At 64.4% G+C, this 15,389-nt stretch carries 15 protein-coding genes and 1 pseudogene; 9 read left to right on the forward strand and 7 right to left on the reverse strand.

Going from position 1 to position 15,389, the window contains the following annotated elements:
* The 6 genes from VKP01_RS00035 to VKP01_RS00060 all read right to left on the reverse strand — a co-directional run.
* On the reverse strand, positions 1-429 hold a 429-nt coding region (locus VKP01_RS00035; RefSeq protein ID WP_414706472.1), incomplete at its 3' end, for an ABC transporter permease.
* A 2-nt stretch (positions 430-431) separates the two neighbouring features.
* Entirely contained in the window at positions 432-1,181 is a 750-nt protein-coding gene (locus tag VKP01_RS00040) for an ABC transporter permease (protein WP_324409599.1), read from the reverse strand.
* Positions 1,178-1,987: an ABC transporter ATP-binding protein gene (locus tag VKP01_RS00045; protein WP_324409600.1), complete on the reverse strand. Its 810-nt coding sequence runs from the start codon at positions 1,985-1,987 to the stop codon at positions 1,178-1,180. The genes VKP01_RS00040 and VKP01_RS00045 overlap by 4 nt, the downstream gene beginning before the upstream one ends.
* Before the next feature lie 15 nt (positions 1,988-2,002).
* On the reverse strand, positions 2,003-3,007 hold the full coding sequence (locus VKP01_RS00050; protein ID WP_324409601.1) for an ABC transporter substrate-binding protein: 1,005 nt from the start codon (positions 3,005-3,007) through the stop codon (positions 2,003-2,005).
* A gap of 169 nt (positions 3,008-3,176) precedes the next feature.
* Positions 3,177-5,111, reverse strand: coding sequence for a TRAP transporter fused permease subunit (locus tag VKP01_RS00055; RefSeq protein WP_324409602.1), 1,935 nt, complete (start codon positions 5,109-5,111; stop codon positions 3,177-3,179).
* Positions 5,112-5,223: 112 nt separating this feature from the next.
* A complete protein-coding gene (locus VKP01_RS00060; RefSeq protein ID WP_324409603.1) occupies positions 5,224-6,186 on the reverse strand; it encodes a TAXI family TRAP transporter solute-binding subunit in 963 nt (320 codons plus the stop codon).
* Between the two features lie 304 nt (positions 6,187-6,490).
* Between VKP01_RS00060 and VKP01_RS00065 the strand changes: the two genes are divergently transcribed.
* From VKP01_RS00065 to VKP01_RS00105, 9 genes and pseudogenes are all read left to right on the forward strand, one after another.
* Positions 6,491-7,723 (forward strand): CaiB/BaiF CoA-transferase family protein, encoded by a 1,233-nt coding sequence (locus tag VKP01_RS00065; RefSeq protein ID WP_324409604.1) that lies wholly within the window; start codon positions 6,491-6,493, stop codon positions 7,721-7,723.
* Positions 7,723-9,249 carry an aldehyde dehydrogenase gene (locus VKP01_RS00070; protein WP_324409605.1) on the forward strand — a complete coding sequence of 509 codons (1,527 nt, stop codon included), beginning with the start codon at positions 7,723-7,725 and terminating at the stop codon, positions 9,247-9,249. The genes VKP01_RS00065 and VKP01_RS00070 overlap by 1 nt, the downstream gene beginning before the upstream one ends.
* Positions 9,242-10,042: a hypothetical protein gene (locus VKP01_RS00075; RefSeq protein ID WP_324409606.1), complete on the forward strand. Its 801-nt coding sequence runs from the start codon at positions 9,242-9,244 to the stop codon at positions 10,040-10,042. Before VKP01_RS00070 ends, VKP01_RS00075 begins: the two co-directional genes overlap by 8 nt.
* A gap of 35 nt (positions 10,043-10,077) precedes the next feature.
* Entirely contained in the window at positions 10,078-10,875 is a 798-nt protein-coding gene (locus VKP01_RS00080; RefSeq protein WP_324409607.1) for an SDR family oxidoreductase, read from the forward strand.
* A 314-nt stretch (positions 10,876-11,189) separates the two neighbouring features.
* Positions 11,190-12,386, forward strand: coding sequence for an FAD-dependent oxidoreductase (locus tag VKP01_RS00085; protein ID WP_324409608.1), 1,197 nt, complete (start codon positions 11,190-11,192; stop codon positions 12,384-12,386).
* A 33-nt stretch (positions 12,387-12,419) separates the two neighbouring features.
* Entirely contained in the window at positions 12,420-13,166 is a 747-nt protein-coding gene (locus VKP01_RS00090; RefSeq protein ID WP_324409609.1) for an Asp/Glu racemase, read from the forward strand.
* A gap of 64 nt (positions 13,167-13,230) precedes the next feature.
* A complete protein-coding gene (gene parS, locus VKP01_RS00095) occupies positions 13,231-13,722 on the forward strand; it encodes a type II toxin-antitoxin system Xre/ParS family antitoxin (RefSeq protein WP_414706473.1) in 492 nt (163 codons plus the stop codon).
* Positions 13,719-14,222, forward strand: a complete 504-nt coding sequence (locus tag VKP01_RS00100) for an RES family NAD+ phosphorylase (protein ID WP_324409611.1) — start codon at positions 13,719-13,721, stop codon at positions 14,220-14,222. Before parS ends, VKP01_RS00100 begins: the two co-directional genes overlap by 4 nt.
* Before the next feature lie 102 nt (positions 14,223-14,324).
* Positions 14,325-15,065 (forward strand): annotated as a pseudogene (locus VKP01_RS00105) (MauE/DoxX family redox-associated membrane protein); the annotation flags it as partial.
* Positions 15,066-15,158: 93 nt separating this feature from the next.
* On the opposite strand, the gene VKP01_RS17340 reads toward VKP01_RS00105, so the two are convergent.
* Positions 15,159-15,356, reverse strand: a complete 198-nt coding sequence (locus VKP01_RS17340; protein ID WP_414706474.1) for a hypothetical protein — start codon at positions 15,354-15,356, stop codon at positions 15,159-15,161.
* Positions 15,357-15,389: the final 33 nt, after the last annotated feature.

A 15,389-nucleotide genomic window follows, 5' to 3' on the forward strand; every position in this document is an offset into this window, starting at 1 on the left:
ATGAATGGCGCCGAAGGCGATCTTCGCTTCGATTCCGAGGCCGAAGACAAGCAGGATCAGCGGGTACAGCGTGATCTTGGGCAGCGAATACAAGGCCACCAGAATCGGCTCTGCCACCGCGCCGGACAGCCTGTGCGCCCCCAGCCATGTTCCCACACCGATACCGATCAGCAGCGCGATGATCAGCGCATAGACGAGCGCCTTTGCCGTCTCCACGACATGCGGCCAGAAGCTCGCAGAGCCGAGCAGCTCGCCCGCCCGTATCGCCGTGGCGAGCGGCGATGAAATCGCCACGTCCCCGGCGAGCATGTGCAGGATCTGCCAGACCACCACAATGGCGACGATCACCAGCGCCACATCGCCGAAATAGCGCAGCCGCTCGGCGCGCTCGTGATCCTTGCGGGAATATGCCGTTTGCGTTCCTGCCATGATCAGCGTCCCTGCCGTCGCAGCAGCCGCTGCTCATAGGCGTGCAGCGACATGTTGATGATGGTGACGAGCACCAGGATGAAGAGCATCAGCGCGTACATCGCTTCGTTGTCGAAATTGTCGTAGGCGAAGGAAATCGCGTAGCCGAGCCCGCCGGGTGCGAGGATGAACTCCGCCGCGATCACGCCGATGAAGGAATAGGCGACGGCAAGCTTCACTCCGGTGAAGAGATTGGGAATGGCATAGGGCAGCTCGATCAGGAGCGCGGTCTTTGCCCGCCCCATATGGTGCATGCGCGCGACCTTGCGGTAGACCCGGGGGATCTTGTCCAGCCCGTTGAGCGTGTTGATGATCATCGCGACGACCGCGAAGAGGAATCCGATCATGATCATCGGGAAGTTGTTCATCCCGAAGATGAAGACGAGCAGCGGATAGAAGACGAAGAACGGCACCGCGTAATACGTCGTCAGGAACGGGTCGAGCGCGCGACGCAAACGAGGAAGGGCATGCACACCGGCGCCCACGGCGAAACCAACCGTGATGGCGAGGATGCAGGCCACCGCGACATTGCCAAGCGTCTGGCGCATTCCGCGCGCGATTTCGCCGGAAGCAATGAGCGTCCACAGCGCGATGGCCATCTCGCTCGGCGGGATCATGGTGAAGGGGGAGATAACTTCCGTGCGGCAGAGGATTTCGAGCAGGCCAAAGAAGCCCACGATCACACCGAGGCGGATCAGCGTCAGCCGGTTCATGCCGCGCCTCCCTCATGCCCCATGGCGCGTTGCGATTCCGAACGCAGCATCTGCCACAGCCGCCCGGTGATATGCCCGAAGGTCTCGCCCTCGAGCATGCGCGAATCGCGGTCGCGCGACCAGCCGGTCTCGACGGTTTCGAGGAAGCGCCCCGGCCGGGCCGACATGGCGCCGATCCGGTCGGATAGCATGGCGGCCTCGTCAAGGGCGTGGGTGATGAGCAGCACCGTAGCACCCGTCTCGCGCCAGAGCTTAAGCAACTCGTCGCCCATCAGCAGACGCGTCTGGGCATCGAGTGCGCCGAAAGGCTCGTCGAGCAGGATCAGGCGCGGCTGGAGCACCAGCGTGCGCGCGATACACACACGCTGGCGCATGCCACCCGACAATTGAGCCGGATAAGCCTTCGCGAAATCCTTGAGTCCCACGAAGCCCAGCGCGTAGTCGACACGCCGGCGGATCTCCGCCGCATCGACACCCGCACGGCGCAAGCCGAAGGCGGCGTTGTCCTCCACCGTCAGCCAGGGAAATGAGGCATCCTCCTGGAATACCGCGCCGATGCCGTCGGGCACGTTGCCATCGACCCGTTTGTCCTCGAACCAGACATTGCCCTCTGTCGGCGCAGCCAGACCGGCCAGCACGTCCATACAGGTGGATTTGCCGCAGCCCGACGGGCCGACGATGGAGAAGAACTCGCCCTTGCGCAGGTCGAGATCGATCGGGCCCAGCGCGTGGACCGGCGGGTTGCCGGCCACGGCGGGATAGACCCGCGTCACGCCCTCGAGACGCGCATGCACTTCATGAGACACTGGAACGCTCCCGCTTTACTGACTGCGCAGATCTTCCGGCAGGAAGCTCTCATCGACCACGGCACTCCAGTCGACTTCGCCATCGACGACATCGATCAGGCGCAGACCGTCCATCTTGCGGTCCATGTCCTCGTAGACGAAGCCGCCCTCGGACCAGTAGTCGATTTCCAGCATGGCATCGATCGCGGTGCGCATGATCGCTTCATCGCGGTCATAGACCTCCGCGAAGATGCGGGCGGATTCTTCCGGGTTGTCCTTGATGAACTGAACACCCTTGCGACGTGCCTCGATGATGGCGCGCAGGTCATCCCCGCGCTCTTCGGCGAAGGCGCTCGTGGTGATTCCGACGGTCTGCGCGACGCGCGGCAATACGTCCTGCAGGTAGAGCACGGCCTTGTAATTGTCGCGCTGGCTGGCCCAGATCGGCTCCAGGATCGGGACCGCGTCCACTGCGCCCTGCTGTAGCAGAGTCAGGCCGTCACCGATGCCGCCGGCGGCGATCAGCTCCATGTCATCGGAGGAAAGGCCCGCCGCATCGAGCGACATGCGAAGCGTCATGTCGGTGACGGATTGCGGACGGGTATAGGCGATGCGCTTGCCGACGAAGTCCTCGATGGAATCGATCTCGTCGTTATCGGGTTTGGTGATCCAGAGAATATCTGCCACTGTTGCAGCACCGGTATTCACGATGACGATATCGCGCCCGGTCAGATGCGCCGAAACGGCGGCCGCGAGGCTGGTCTCGCCGTAGAGCAGGCCGCCGGTGAGCACGTTGCGCACCGTGGTGCCGCCGCCTGAAGAGGTCAGGATGTCACCGAGCTCGAAGCCGGCTTCCTCGAAATAGCCCTGATCGCGGGCAATCGCGTAGGGCGCGCCATACATCAGCACGCCCCAATGGGTGACGGTGATGTCGTTCTGCGCCTGGGCCGTCGTGGCGGCGCCACCGAAGGCCATCGCTGTACCGAGAGCAAGCCCGGTCAGCCAGTTGCGAGAAGTCTTTGCGGTGTTTTCCAGTGTCATTGTGTCCTCCCTGGACAGTTGGGTCGCTTTTCTCTTGCCGGAAACTGCGACTGTGATGGGGAACGGCAGGCCGGAAGGCTGCATGCTCCATTACGTATAGTCAACGTCACGCTTGCGCATATGGATCAGCGCGGCTCGGATGCGCATGGTTCGCGTACACCTCCTTTCGTCATTCACCTGCCGCAACCGCGCTGCCCGCGCGCCCGCTCAGGATCCAGAATGCAATCCCGGCTGCGGCGGCTACGAGTGAGAGCAGGCCCGAAATCGGCAACAGATCGGGCGGCAGCAACAGCACGATCCCCGCCAGTGCGACACCGAGCCGCATCGGCGTGGCCAGCAGGCCGCCGGCGAAGCCGACGATCGCGGCGGTGATCAGGGTGACCCCGCCCGCCGCCGTGACGAAGGCTACGGCGTTCTCGACGGGCGTGCCGGCGAGAATCAGGCTGGGCGACGCGGCGAAGAGGAAGGGTACGACATAGGCCGGCCAGGCAATGCGCACGGCCTCGAATCCGGTGCGCATCGGCGGTGCTCCCGCCATGCTGGCCGCGACGAAGGCGGCGATCGCCACGGGCGGGGTGAGCATCGAGAGCATGCCGAAATACAGGACGAACAGATGCGCCGACATCGGTATCAGGCCGAGCTGGACGAGTGGCGGGGCGGCAAGCGTGGCGAGCAGCAGATAGACGCCGACCGTCGGCAGCCCCATCCCCAGCACGATGCAGATCAGCGCCGTCATCAGGAGCAGCAGGAACAGGCTCGTCTGTCCGATCTGCACGAGGAAGAAGGTCATGCCGAAGCTCAGGCCGGAGAGCGAGAACAGCCCGATGATGATGCCTGCCATGGCGCAGATGATGACGATCTCGACCGAGGCCTGCCCGGTACGCACCAGTGCCTCAACCAGGTCACGAAGACCGATTCGCCCGCCTTCATAAGTGCGCACCAGCGCGATCAGGAAGAGCACGCCGACCGCATAGAGCGCCGCCGTTTCGGGCCGCATCGCATAGGCGAAGAGACCCGTAAGCAGGACGACGAACGGGAGCAGGAGGAACCAGCCGCGCGTCAAGGTCGCCAGCACGGCCGGGATGCGGCTTTCCTCGACCGGCATGATGCCCCGTCGCCCGGCTTCGAGATCGGCGAAGATGAACAGGCTGAAGAAATAGAGCACCGACGGCACGATCGCGGCGATGATCACCTCGGTGAAGGGCACACCGAGATTCTCCGCCAGCAGGAAGGCGGCGGCCCCCATGATCGGGGGCATCAACTGCCCGCCGGTCGAGGCCGAGGCCTCTATCGCGGCGGCGGTATGCGGGCGATAGCCGCTCTCCTTCATCAGTGGAATGGTGATGCCGCCTGTCGAGGCGACGTTGGAGACGGCACTGCCCGAGATCGTGCCGAACAAGGCGGAACCGACGATGGCGATCTTGCCCGCACCGCCGCGATAGCGCCCCATCAGCGAGGCTGAGAGATCGGAGAAGAAGGCGGAGCCTCCCGTCGCGAGCAGCAGCCGCGCCAGCAGGATGAAGGGGATCACCACCGCCACGGCGATATAAAGCGCTGCGCCGGCCATGGCGGCGCTGTCGAGAATGGTGAAGCTGATCAGGCGCTGCAGCGAGATTCCGCGTCCCTCCAGCGGGCCGGGGAACAGGTGCGCGTAGAGCGCGTAACCGCCGATCATGGCGAGAATGACGATCAGGCTCCAGCCGATCGCGCGCCGCAAACCTTCCAGCAGCAGCGTGAGGCCAATGCTCGCCACGATGATCGCCTCGGTCTGGCGGAAGAACACGTTCTGCGAGAGGTCGGGAAATACCCAGGTGAGGTAGATGCCGTAGACGAGCGCGATTGCTGCGAGGGCATAATCGAAGAGGGGGATGGGGGTCGTGTCGGTGCTGCGGCTACTGGCGCGTCGCGTCAGGAAGCAGACCGCGAGCCCCATCGTCAGCACGGCAACGAGGATCTGTTCGGCATAGACCCGCACCCCGATGCGGATCGGCCCGCCCAGCGACCAGAAGATCGCTGCGAGCGTGATCGCAATGCACAGGGCAGGAACGATCCAGCGCCGGGTGAAGCGGTCGCGCGGTCCAAGATCGGTCAGGGCCGCATCCATGCGGGAGGCTCCTCGTCAGGCAGGATGGCGTGCATGCGCTCTGCGGATCGCCCGGGCGGCGCCATGGCGCGCATCGGGCGATCCGTCCGGCGGCACTATGTGCCGCAGCCGATCAGCGATTCCAGGCGCCAGCTTCTTCGTAGAAGCGGATCGCGCCGGGATGGAATGGGACATCGACGTCGCGGCTCATGCCCTCAGCGGTGAAACCGGTCCATACGGGGCTCGTGCCGCGCAGCAGCTCTTCGTTCTCGTAGAGCGACTTCGTCACCTCATAGACGAGATCGTCCGAGACGCTCTCGGGCGCAAACAGCGTGTAATCATAGACCTTGATGTTGGTCGGCTCGTCGATGCCGGGGATACCCGCATCGGCGTCGACCTGGCCGAAATACATCTGCGGCAGCCATTCCTGCATGGCTTCGAGGCGTTCAGGATCATCCGTGAAACTGATGAAGCGCACGCCGTCGAGCGTCTGGTCGAGTTCGATATTGGTACCAGAGCCGACGACGACGATGGTCACGTCGGTGGAGCCCTCACGGAAGGAATCCCACATGCGCGGGAAGTTGGGCACCGGAACCTCGACAACGTCGTCATAGGTGAGACCGCCATTGGCGAGATAGGCGAGTGTCACGTGATATCCGAGCGTACCTTCGGCAAAGCCGGGGACCCGCTTGCCGGCGAGGTCCTCGATGCTTTGCACGTCGCTGTCGGCGGGGACGATGAAGCCGGCGCGGAAAGGCATCAGCGAGGCGACGTTGCGCAACTCGCTCATCGGCGTCCCTGCGGACATTCCCAGCCCGTGATGGGCGTACCAGAGCTGTACGACGTTGGAGATGCCGAAATCGATTTCGCCGATATTTACCAGCGGCATGTAATCCGCCGTATTGGCCATTTCCTGCGGACGCATCTGCAGGGGGGAGTATTCGGAGACCGCCGCCGCGATGGAGCGACCGATCTGGCTGGTGCCGCCGGTGGCGGTGGAGCCGAGCGTCACGACCTGCGCCTGGGCCGGGGCTGCGGAAAGGCCGGGCAGCGCCATCAGTGCCGCGACGGCCAGGGCCGAAAATGTCTTCCTCATGATGTGTTCCCCTGTTGGCTTTGCCTGCATGGTGCGGCCATCATCGTGTACCGTACCACATGCCCGGTTGCGGCGGGATCGCGCCGGTCCGGGAATGGGCCTAAAATATGTCCGGACAAACTCATCTGTCTACAAGAATATTGCCGAAACGTGGGTTTTGCTCATGAATTGTATCCAGATACGGGCGTCCTGCGCATTTTTCGATGTGCCGACGTGAGGAAAAACCATGCGATCTGTCTTGCCAGATCGCATGGATCGGTTATTAATTGGACACAAGATTGTCCGGACAAATTGAGGAAACGTCATGACGGCGATACGCGATCCCCGCCTCTCCGGCCCGCTTACCGATCTGCGGGTGATCGAGATGGGGCAATTGCTGGCTGGCCCGTTCTGCGGCCAGCTGATGGCCGATTTCGGTGCCGAGGTGATCAAGGTCGAGCAGCCGGGTTCCGGCGATCCGATGCGCCAGTGGGGCCGCGAGAAGCCGCATGGGAAGTCGCTCTGGTGGCCGGTCATCGCGCGCAACAAGAAATCCGTCGAGATTAACGCCCGCGAGCCGGAAGGCCAGGAAATGATCCGCGAGCTCGTGCGTGACGCGGATATCCTGCTGGAGAATTTCCGCCCGGGCACGATGGAGAAATGGGGGCTCGGCTACGAGGAGCTTTCGAAGATCAACCCGCGCCTGATCATGATTCGCGTCTCCGGCTACGGCCAGAGCGGGCCCTATTCGCGCAATGCCGGCTACGGCGCCATCGGTGAGGCCATGGGCGGGCTGCGCTACGTGGTGGGTGATCCCTCGACGCCGCCGAGCCGGATGGGCATCTCCATCGGCGATACGCTGGCCGCCACCTTCGCCTGCCTCGGCGGCATGATGGCGCTGCACAACATGCACCGGACCGGGCACGGGCAGGTGGTCGACAGCGCGATTTACGAAGCCGTGCTCAACGTGATGGAATCGCTGATCACCGAGTACGACAAGGCCGACTTCATCCGCGAGCGCACCGGAGCCATCCTGCCGAACGTGGCGCCGTCGAACGTGTATCCGACGAAGGACGAGAAATTTGTCCTGATCGCCGCCAACCAGGATACGGTCTTCTCCCGTCTCGCCGGGGCGATGGGCCGCGAGGAGCTCGCTTCGGATGAGCGCTACGCCACGCATTCCGCGCGCGGCAAGCATCAGGCCGAGCTCGATGATCTGATTGCGGAATGGACCCGCACGATGACAGCCGCCGAACTCGGGCCGCTCCTCGACGAGCATGGTGTGCCGCGCGGCGACATCTACCGCGCGCCGGAAATGCTGGAGGATGCGCATTTCAAGGCGCGCGAGGCGATCGTGAAGGTTGCGCACCCTGTCTTCGGCGATCTCGCCATGCAGAATGTCGCGCCGCGCCTCTCGGCCACGCCGGGGCGCGTGGTCAGTGCCGGGCCGGAGCTCGGGGAGCATAACGACGATGTGTTCAAGGGGCTTCTGAAGTTGGACGATGCGCGCATTGCCGAACTGGCCGAGCGTGGAATCGTCGGGCGCGGGGGGCAGTGATGGCAGGGGCGCAGACGCCGATCGCGTTGCGTGACGCCCTCGTCGCGCAGCCGCGCGCCGTATCCGCATACGTTGGGGAGGCCTTCGTTTCGCATCGGGGCGAGCCACTGCCGATCGCCGATCCGGCCACGGGGAAAGTGATCGTGATCCTGCACGAATCGGATGCCGGGGAGGTCGACGCAGCCGTGCGTGCCGCGCGTCACGCCTTCGATCACGGGCCCTGGCCGAAGAGCGGCATTGCCACGCGCCAGCGGGTTCTGATGGCGATCCATGACGCGATCATGACCCATGCCGACGAGCTTGCGGCGCTGGAGAGCATCAATACCGGCGTCCCGCTTGCCCAGACGCGGGGCATGCACATCCCGCGTGCGGCCTATAATTTCAAATTCTTTGCCGAATATATCAATCACAGTGCCGGCGAGCTCTATCAGCAGGAGGAGGGGTTCCTGACGCTGGTCTCGCGCGAGCCGATGGGGGTCTGTGCCCTGATCGGGCCGTGGAACGTGCCGCTGGGGCTGACCTCGATGAAGCTCGCTGCGGCGCTGGCATTCGGCAATACCTGCGTGGTCAAGCCGAGCGAAATGACGCCGCTGACGGTGGCGCGCCTGTTCGAACTGATGCGTGATTGCGGCCTGCCGGAGGGCGTGGTGAACCTCGTCAACGGGCGCGGCCATGTCACCGGTGCGGCGCTGTCGGGGCATCCGGAAATCGACATGGTCTCCTTCACTGGCGGCACCGAGACCGGACGCGCGATCATGACGGCGCTGGCAAAGGGCATCAAGGGCTCCGCCATGGAGCTCGGCGGCAAGAGCGCCAATATCGTCTTCGACGATGCCGATTTCGACCGCGCCCTCGACGGCGCGCTGCTCGGCGTTTTCGCTAATAATGGCCAGATGTGCCTCGCAGGCAGCCGTATCTTCGTGCAGCGCCCGATCGCCGAGCGCTTCATGGAGGCTTTCGCGGCGCGCATGCGCAACCTGCGCATTGGCGACCCGCTGGTGCCGGGCAACGAACTCGGTCCGATGATCAATGCCGCGCAAAAGCAGCGCATGCGCGATTATGTCCGCATCGGCGAAAGCGAGGGCGCGACGCTTCTCGCCGGCGGCGGTTCCGTCACCGGGATGGAGTCCGGGCACTACGTGCAGCCGGTGGCGATGCTCGCGCAGGATAATGGCGCGCGCCTGTGCCAGGAGGAGATTTTTGGCCCCTTCGCCACCTTCCAGGTCTTTGATACCGAGGAGGAGGTGGTACGGCTGGCCAATGAGAGCCGCTTCGGGCTGGCCGGCTATGTCTGGACAGAGGGACTCGGGCGCGCGCACCGCGTTGCGCAGGCCCTGCGCACGGGGACCATCTGGGTCAACACGCCGATGGTGCGCGACCTGCGCTCGGCCTTCGGCGGCTACAAGGAATCCGGCGTCGGTCGCGAGGGCGGGCGTGGCTGCGAGGCGATGTATACCGAAATCAAGACGGTGATGGTGCCGGTAGCAGAGCGCGCGATCCACAAACTGGGAGCCAGCGATGCCTGAAGCGCCCGGTGCTCCGCGCCATTTCTCCGCCTATTCCTGGCGCGCGCGTCTCGGCGTGATCGTGCCGCCGACCAATACGGTGAACGAGGCGGAATGGGCGCGGCTGATGCCCGAGGGCACGAGCTTCCACACCATGCGCATGCCGCTTCATGCCGATACGACCTCGGAGGCGGGCCAGCGCGCGCTGCATGACGATCTCGACAAGGCCATGGCCGAGCTCGTCAAGGCGGATGTCGATGTCATTGCTTATGCCTGCACCGCCGGCTCGATGACGCATCCGCCGCAGAGCCTGCCCGAACGGATGCAGGCCGGGAGCGGGCGCACCGGACTCAGCACGGCTGCGGCGATCGTCACCGCGCTCGATGCGCTCGCAGCAAAGAGGCTCGCCGTGGCAACGCCTTATCACGAAAAGCTCGACGCGCATGAACGCCACTTCCTCGAAGGCTGCGGGTTCGAGGTGCTGGCGATTGCGGGGCTCGGCATCGGTTCCGGCGGGCCCCATGAATATGTGCGCATCGCGCAGACACCGCTCGATGCGGTCGCCGCGCATGCGCGTGGGGTGATGCAGGCGGCGCGCGGGCAGGCGAGTGGATTCGGGCGCCCCGACGCGCTGCTGATCTCCTGCACCGATTTTCCGACCCTGCCACTGATCTGCAAGCTCGAAGCCGAATTCGGCATTCCGGTGATCTCCTCCAATACCGCAACGCTCTGGCACGCCCTGCGGCTCGCCGGTATCCGCGACGACATACCGGCAGCGGGGCGCCTGTTCGAACGCATGGGAGCCGCCGGCTGATGATGATGCGATACCCGTCACTGCGAGACCGCGTTGTGATCGTAACCGGTGGCGGGCGCGGACTTGGGCGCGAAATGGCGCTCGCGCTCGCGGAGGAGGGCGCGCGGGTCGCGATTACCGGCGCGCGAGCGGGCGAGGAACTCGACGCCACGGCGCGCGAGGCGGAATCTCTGTCGGGGCGGATACTCCCGCTGATCTGCGACGTCACGGATCCGGACGCCTGTATGGCGCTGGTCGCGCGGGTCGAGGAGAAACTCGGCCCGGTTGCGGTGCTGATCAACAATGCCGGACGCGGCATGCGGCTCGTCAGCGAGACCTATAATCGTGAGCCGACGCGGTTCTGGGAGACCGATCCGCAGGCCTGGGCGGCAATCATCGCGGCTAATCTCAACGGCATGTTCCATATGAGCCGGGCGGTGGTGCCGGGCATGCTGGCGCGCGGTTGCGGCAAGATCATCAACATCTCGACCAGCGACCAGACCATGGTCCGGCGCGGCTATGCGCCCTACGGCCCCTCGAAGGCGGCGATGGAAGCTGCCTCGCGCATCTTTGCGCAGGATCTCGCCGGCACCGGTGTTGATGTCAACGTGCTCCTGCCGGGCGGCGCGGCAGATACGGCGCTGCTGCCCGACGGACCCGGCAAGAAAGGCGCCGACGGCAACCTGCTTTCGCCCGCCATCATGCGCGCTCCCGCTTTGTGGCTGAGCGCCGATGATTCGAACGGCCAGACCGGCGCGCGCTACATCGCGCGGCTCTGGGACGAGGCGCTGCCCTTCGACGAGGCGGCGCAGGCGGCCCGCAGCGCACCGGTCGAAAAACCGGCGATCATGTGATGGGGGAGGTGATTGATAGTGCGAGGGCTGATGCAGCGCGATCTCCCCTCTCCCTCCGAGGAGAGGGGCAGGGGGTGAGTGGCGTCGATGCAGGGCGAGGTGCTTTACCAGCAATCGTCGCGCCCACACCCTCACCCCTGTCGCCTCTCCGCAAGGGAGAGGAGAACGCCGGCATCGCCCAGGCGGGGCGTCCTCGCCCCGGTGTGGGGCACTGATGTGTCATGCAGGGTATCGGGCTGGACGCATGAATTTGTCCGGACATATACTTGATCAACGAAAACGCGCATAGCGCATCACAGCGAGGGGATCGCGGCATGAGTGACAGAGGCGTTCTGATCGTCGGAGGCGGGCCGGTCGGGATGACCGCAGCGGCTTATCTGGCGGATGAGGGGATTCCGGTGACGTTGATCGAGGGGCATGAGGACGTGCCGACCGATCTGCGCGCCTCGACCTTTCATCCGCCGACGCTCGACATGCTCGATCGCTTCGGCATCGCCGAAAAATGCGTGGAACAGGGGCTGATCTGCCCGAAATGGCAGTTCCGCGACCGCAGGGAAGGCGTCATCGCCACTTTCGATCTCGGGCTGCTGGCCGATGAGACGGGTCATCCCTATCGCCTGCAATGCGAGCAATGGAAGCTCGCACGCCTCCTGCGCGAGAAGCTCGAGGCAGAGGGCAAGGTCGACCTGCGTTACGGCATGCAGGCGCTGGAAGCCTCCCAGGATGATGACGGCGTGCGCCTCGTGATCGCCGACGGGGACGGGCATCGCGAGGAATTGCGCGGGCGTTTCCTCATTGGTGCCGACGGTGCGCGCTCGATCGTGCGCAAGCAGATCGGTGTGAACTTCGAGGGGATGACCATCCCCGAGATCTTCCTGACCTTCTCGACGACTTTCGATTTCGGCTCGGCCATCCCGGATCTGACCAACATCGCCTATATCAGCGATCCGGATGAATGGGTGGTGCTGCTGCGCACGCCCACGCTGTGGCGCGTTCTCTTCCCGACCGAGGATAACGAAACGCCTGAATCGATGAAGGCGCCGGAGCGCATCGAGGAGCGGCTGCAGGCGCTGCTGCCGCGCGATGCGCCCTATGAGATCGTCCATAAAACCGATTACCGCGTGCATGAGCGCGTCGCGGATCGCTACCTTTCCGGGCGCATCTTCCTCGCCGGCGATGCCGCGCATCTTAACAATCCGCTCGGCGGCATGGGCATGAATGGCGGCATTCACGATGCCATGAATCTCGGCGAGAAGCTCACCGCCGTGTGGCACGGCGCGCCGCTGGAGACGATGGGGCGCTATGAGCGCCAGCGCCGCAAGGTCGCGATCGAGACGGTCCAGGCGCAGGCCCTGCGCAATCGCAAGATCCTCAACGAGAAAGATCCGCAGGCGCGCCGCGCCTATCACAACGAATTGCGCAGCACCGTGGCTGATGAAGAGGCACACCGCGCCTTCGTGCGCCGCTCGTCGATGATCCAGTCGCTGCGTGATCTCGAAGACGTGGTTTGAACGGCGCGGACACCATATCCAGGGAGAACGACCATGGTCGACAGTCTCGGTTACCGCATGAAATTCGGGGTCATCGCCCCGTCCACCAACACCTCGGTCCAGCCGGAATTCGACGCGATGCGTCCCGTCGGCGTGACCAACCATTTCTCGCGTATCGTCATTCCTGACAACCCGGTCACCAGCGACGATGATTTCAACAAGCTGATGGACGATATTCGCGCCGCGCTGATGGATTCGGTCGATGCGGTGATGACCTGCCGCCCGGATTATCTCGTCATGGGGATGTCGGCAGAGACCTTCTGGGACGGGCTCGAAGGCTCGATCGAGCTGGAGCGGCGTGTCGAGGAGCGTGCCGGCGTGAAGGTCGCGATGGGATCGGATGCCTGCCGCGCGGCGCTCGGGTGCTACGACAACGTCAAGCGGCTCGGCGTGATCACGCCCTACATGCCCGTGGGCGATGTCCAGGTCCGCAAGTTCTTCACCGATTGCGGCTTCGAGGTCGTCAATCTCAAGGGCCTCAAGTGCAAGAGCCCGATGCAGATCGCCCATGTCTCGGAAACCGAGCTGCGTGACGCGATCAACGAGGTCGACGGCCCGGATGTCGACGCCATCGTGCAGGTCGGCACCAATCTCGCCATGGCGCGGGTGGCCGGAATCGCCGAATTCTGGCTCGGCAAGCCGGTGATCGCGATCAACACGGCGACCTATTGGTGGGCCCTGCGCCAGAACGGCATTGCCGACAAGATCCAGGGGTATGGCACGCTGCTGGCAAGGCATTGACGGCAGCTGGCGACATGTGGCACGCTTCTCGCGACAGGTGACGGGAGAGGAAGCCCCCATGAGCATAGCCGTTCCAGCTGCCGAGCAGTCCGGCGCACTGGCCGGTGACAGCATTCCGATCCGGGCCTTCGCCATGCTCGGCGGGCGCAGGGTCGTGGCGCATGGCGTGCAGAATTCGATCGACGCGCATGACGTGATCATGCGCGGCCTGCCTTCGGCATCGCTGATGCACCTGATCGCGCGTGTGCGCGTCCTTTCGCATGGCGATGCGCTCGAAAAGGCCATCGGCATGAGCAGCCGTACGCTGCAAAGGCGCAGGAAGGATGCGGCGGATACGCGATTGTCGGTCGAGCAGAGCAGCCGCGCCTGGCGCTTCGCCGAAATCCTCGCCCGCGCCATCGACGTGATGGGGTCGCAGGAGGCCGCTGAAGCATGGCTCGAAGCGCAAGCGATCGGCCTCGATAATCGCCGTCCGATCGATCTCCTGCCTTCCGCTGCGGGGGCGGAAGCGGTGGAGAATTACCTCACCCGGCTCGAATACGGGGTCTATACGTGACCCCTCTGCCGCCGCCGTTGGGGCAGGGCGAAATCCGGTTGTGGCGCCTCGATCAGCATCGTCATGCCGGGAGCTGGCATTCCGGCGAGGGGGCGTATCGTGTCGGCGGGCGATGGAATTCGCGGGGTGTGCGGGTGGTCTATGCCGCGCTTGATCCGGCGACGTCCATTCTGGAGGTGGCGGTCCATAAAGGTTTCCGCGTCCTCGACACCGCACCCCACATACTGACCTGTGCACGGATCACCGATCCGTCGATCGTTCACGTGGTTCGGCCTGAGGACGTGCCGAATCCGAACTGGCTGGTGCCGACCACCCATGGGCCGGGCCAGCAGAGTTTTGGCGACAGGCTCGTGAGAGAACACGTTTTCGTGGTTATCCCCTCGACGGTTTCGCGCTACAGCTGGAACCTGATCTTCGATCCCGGCAGAGCCCTGGATCATCTCGACGATGTCCGGCAGGAGCGCTTCGCGCTCGACCCGCGCCTGCATGCACCCCGCTGAGGGCTTTATCGGCCTGCAGGCAGGCGCCCCCGAAACCACTTCCCCCGTCACGCTTTGACTCTCTCTCAAGGCCGCGCATGCGGCAGAAAGGGGATTCGAACCATGGATGCACGCACCGCGGGGACGAAAACCGCACGGATCTACCGTATGGATATGGCGGAGCATCACTGCCCGTTTGGGCTGAAAAGCCTCGACCTGCTGCAGCGCAAGGGCTTCGAGGTCGAGGACCATCCGTTTCGCAGCCGTGAGGAAACCGATGCCTTCATGCAGCGCGAGGGCGTGAAGACGACGCCGCAGACCTATATCGATGGCAAGCGCATCGGCGGCTACGAGGAGCTTCGTGACCATTTCGGCCTCGCCGTCAAGGATGAGGACGAGGTCACCTACATGCCCGTCATCGCGCTGTTCGCGGTCGCTTTCGCCATGGCGCTGGCGATCGGCTGGCGTATGGAGGGGACGGTGGCGAGCCTGCGCACCTTCGAGATATTCGTGGCGACGGCAATGGTGCTGCTCGGGCTGCAGAAGCTCAAGGATGTCGAGAGTTTCTCGGCGATGTTCCTGAATTACGATCTGCTCGCACGCCGCTGGGTGCCCTATGGCTACGTCTATCCTTTCGCGGAAACGCTGGCCGGCGTGCTGATGCTGGCTTCTGCGCTGATCTGGCTCGCCGGGCCGGTGGCGTTGTTCATCGGGACGGTCGGTGCACTATCGGTGTTCAAGGCGGTCTATGTCGAAAAACGTGAGTTGAAATGCGCCTGTGTCGGCGGCGACAGCAAGGTGCCGCTCGGCTTCGTCTCGCTCACCGAGAATCTGATCATGATGGGGATGGGGCTCTGGATGCCGTTCGCCTCTACGTATTGCAGGCGTGAGCATGATTGCGCCAGCCGGATCACGGCTGATGGAGCAACCGATGCGTCCGAAGGATCGAGTCGGTCCTCAGCCGTCCAGCGCATCGCGGCGGATGCGCATCGTATAGCTGAAGCGATCGGCGGGATGGTGGTTGATGGAGACAACCATGGTCGCGCCCTCGCGATCGAGATAGCGCCGCACCAGACGCAGCGCATAGGCGCCTTCGGGCGCATCGGGCCGGGCACGGATTTCGGTGGGGATCGGGACCGCATTGGTGGTCTGGATCGCCTCGGCGACGGGGGTGTCGGCGCGGCGCTC

The sequence above is a fragment of the Saliniramus sp. genome (assembly GCF_035311605.1).
GTDB lineage: Bacteria > Pseudomonadota > Alphaproteobacteria > Rhizobiales > Beijerinckiaceae > Saliniramus.

Bases quoted from the DNA above. Each gene is read 5' to 3' on its own strand.
- VKP01_RS00065 (WP_324409604.1), top strand. From the start codon at position 6,491: ATGACGGCGATACGCGATCCCCGCCTCTCCGGCCCGCTTACCGATCTG.
- VKP01_RS00090 (WP_324409609.1), top strand. From the start codon at position 12,420: ATGGTCGACAGTCTCGGTTACCGCATGAAATTCGGGGTCATCGCCCCG.
- VKP01_RS00075 (WP_324409606.1), top strand. From the start codon at position 9,242: ATGCCTGAAGCGCCCGGTGCTCCGCGCCATTTCTCCGCCTATTCCTGG.
- VKP01_RS00055 (WP_324409602.1), bottom strand. From the start codon at position 5,111: ATGGATGCGGCCCTGACCGATCTTGGACCGCGCGACCGCTTCACCCGG.
- VKP01_RS00050 (WP_324409601.1), bottom strand. From the start codon at position 3,007: ATGACACTGGAAAACACCGCAAAGACTTCTCGCAACTGGCTGACCGGG.
- VKP01_RS00070 (WP_324409605.1), top strand. From the start codon at position 7,723: ATGGCAGGGGCGCAGACGCCGATCGCGTTGCGTGACGCCCTCGTCGCG.
- VKP01_RS00060 (WP_324409603.1), bottom strand. From the start codon at position 6,186: ATGAGGAAGACATTTTCGGCCCTGGCCGTCGCGGCACTGATGGCGCTG.
- VKP01_RS00040 (WP_324409599.1), bottom strand. From the start codon at position 1,181: ATGAACCGGCTGACGCTGATCCGCCTCGGTGTGATCGTGGGCTTCTTT.
- VKP01_RS00085 (WP_324409608.1), top strand. From the start codon at position 11,190: ATGAGTGACAGAGGCGTTCTGATCGTCGGAGGCGGGCCGGTCGGGATG.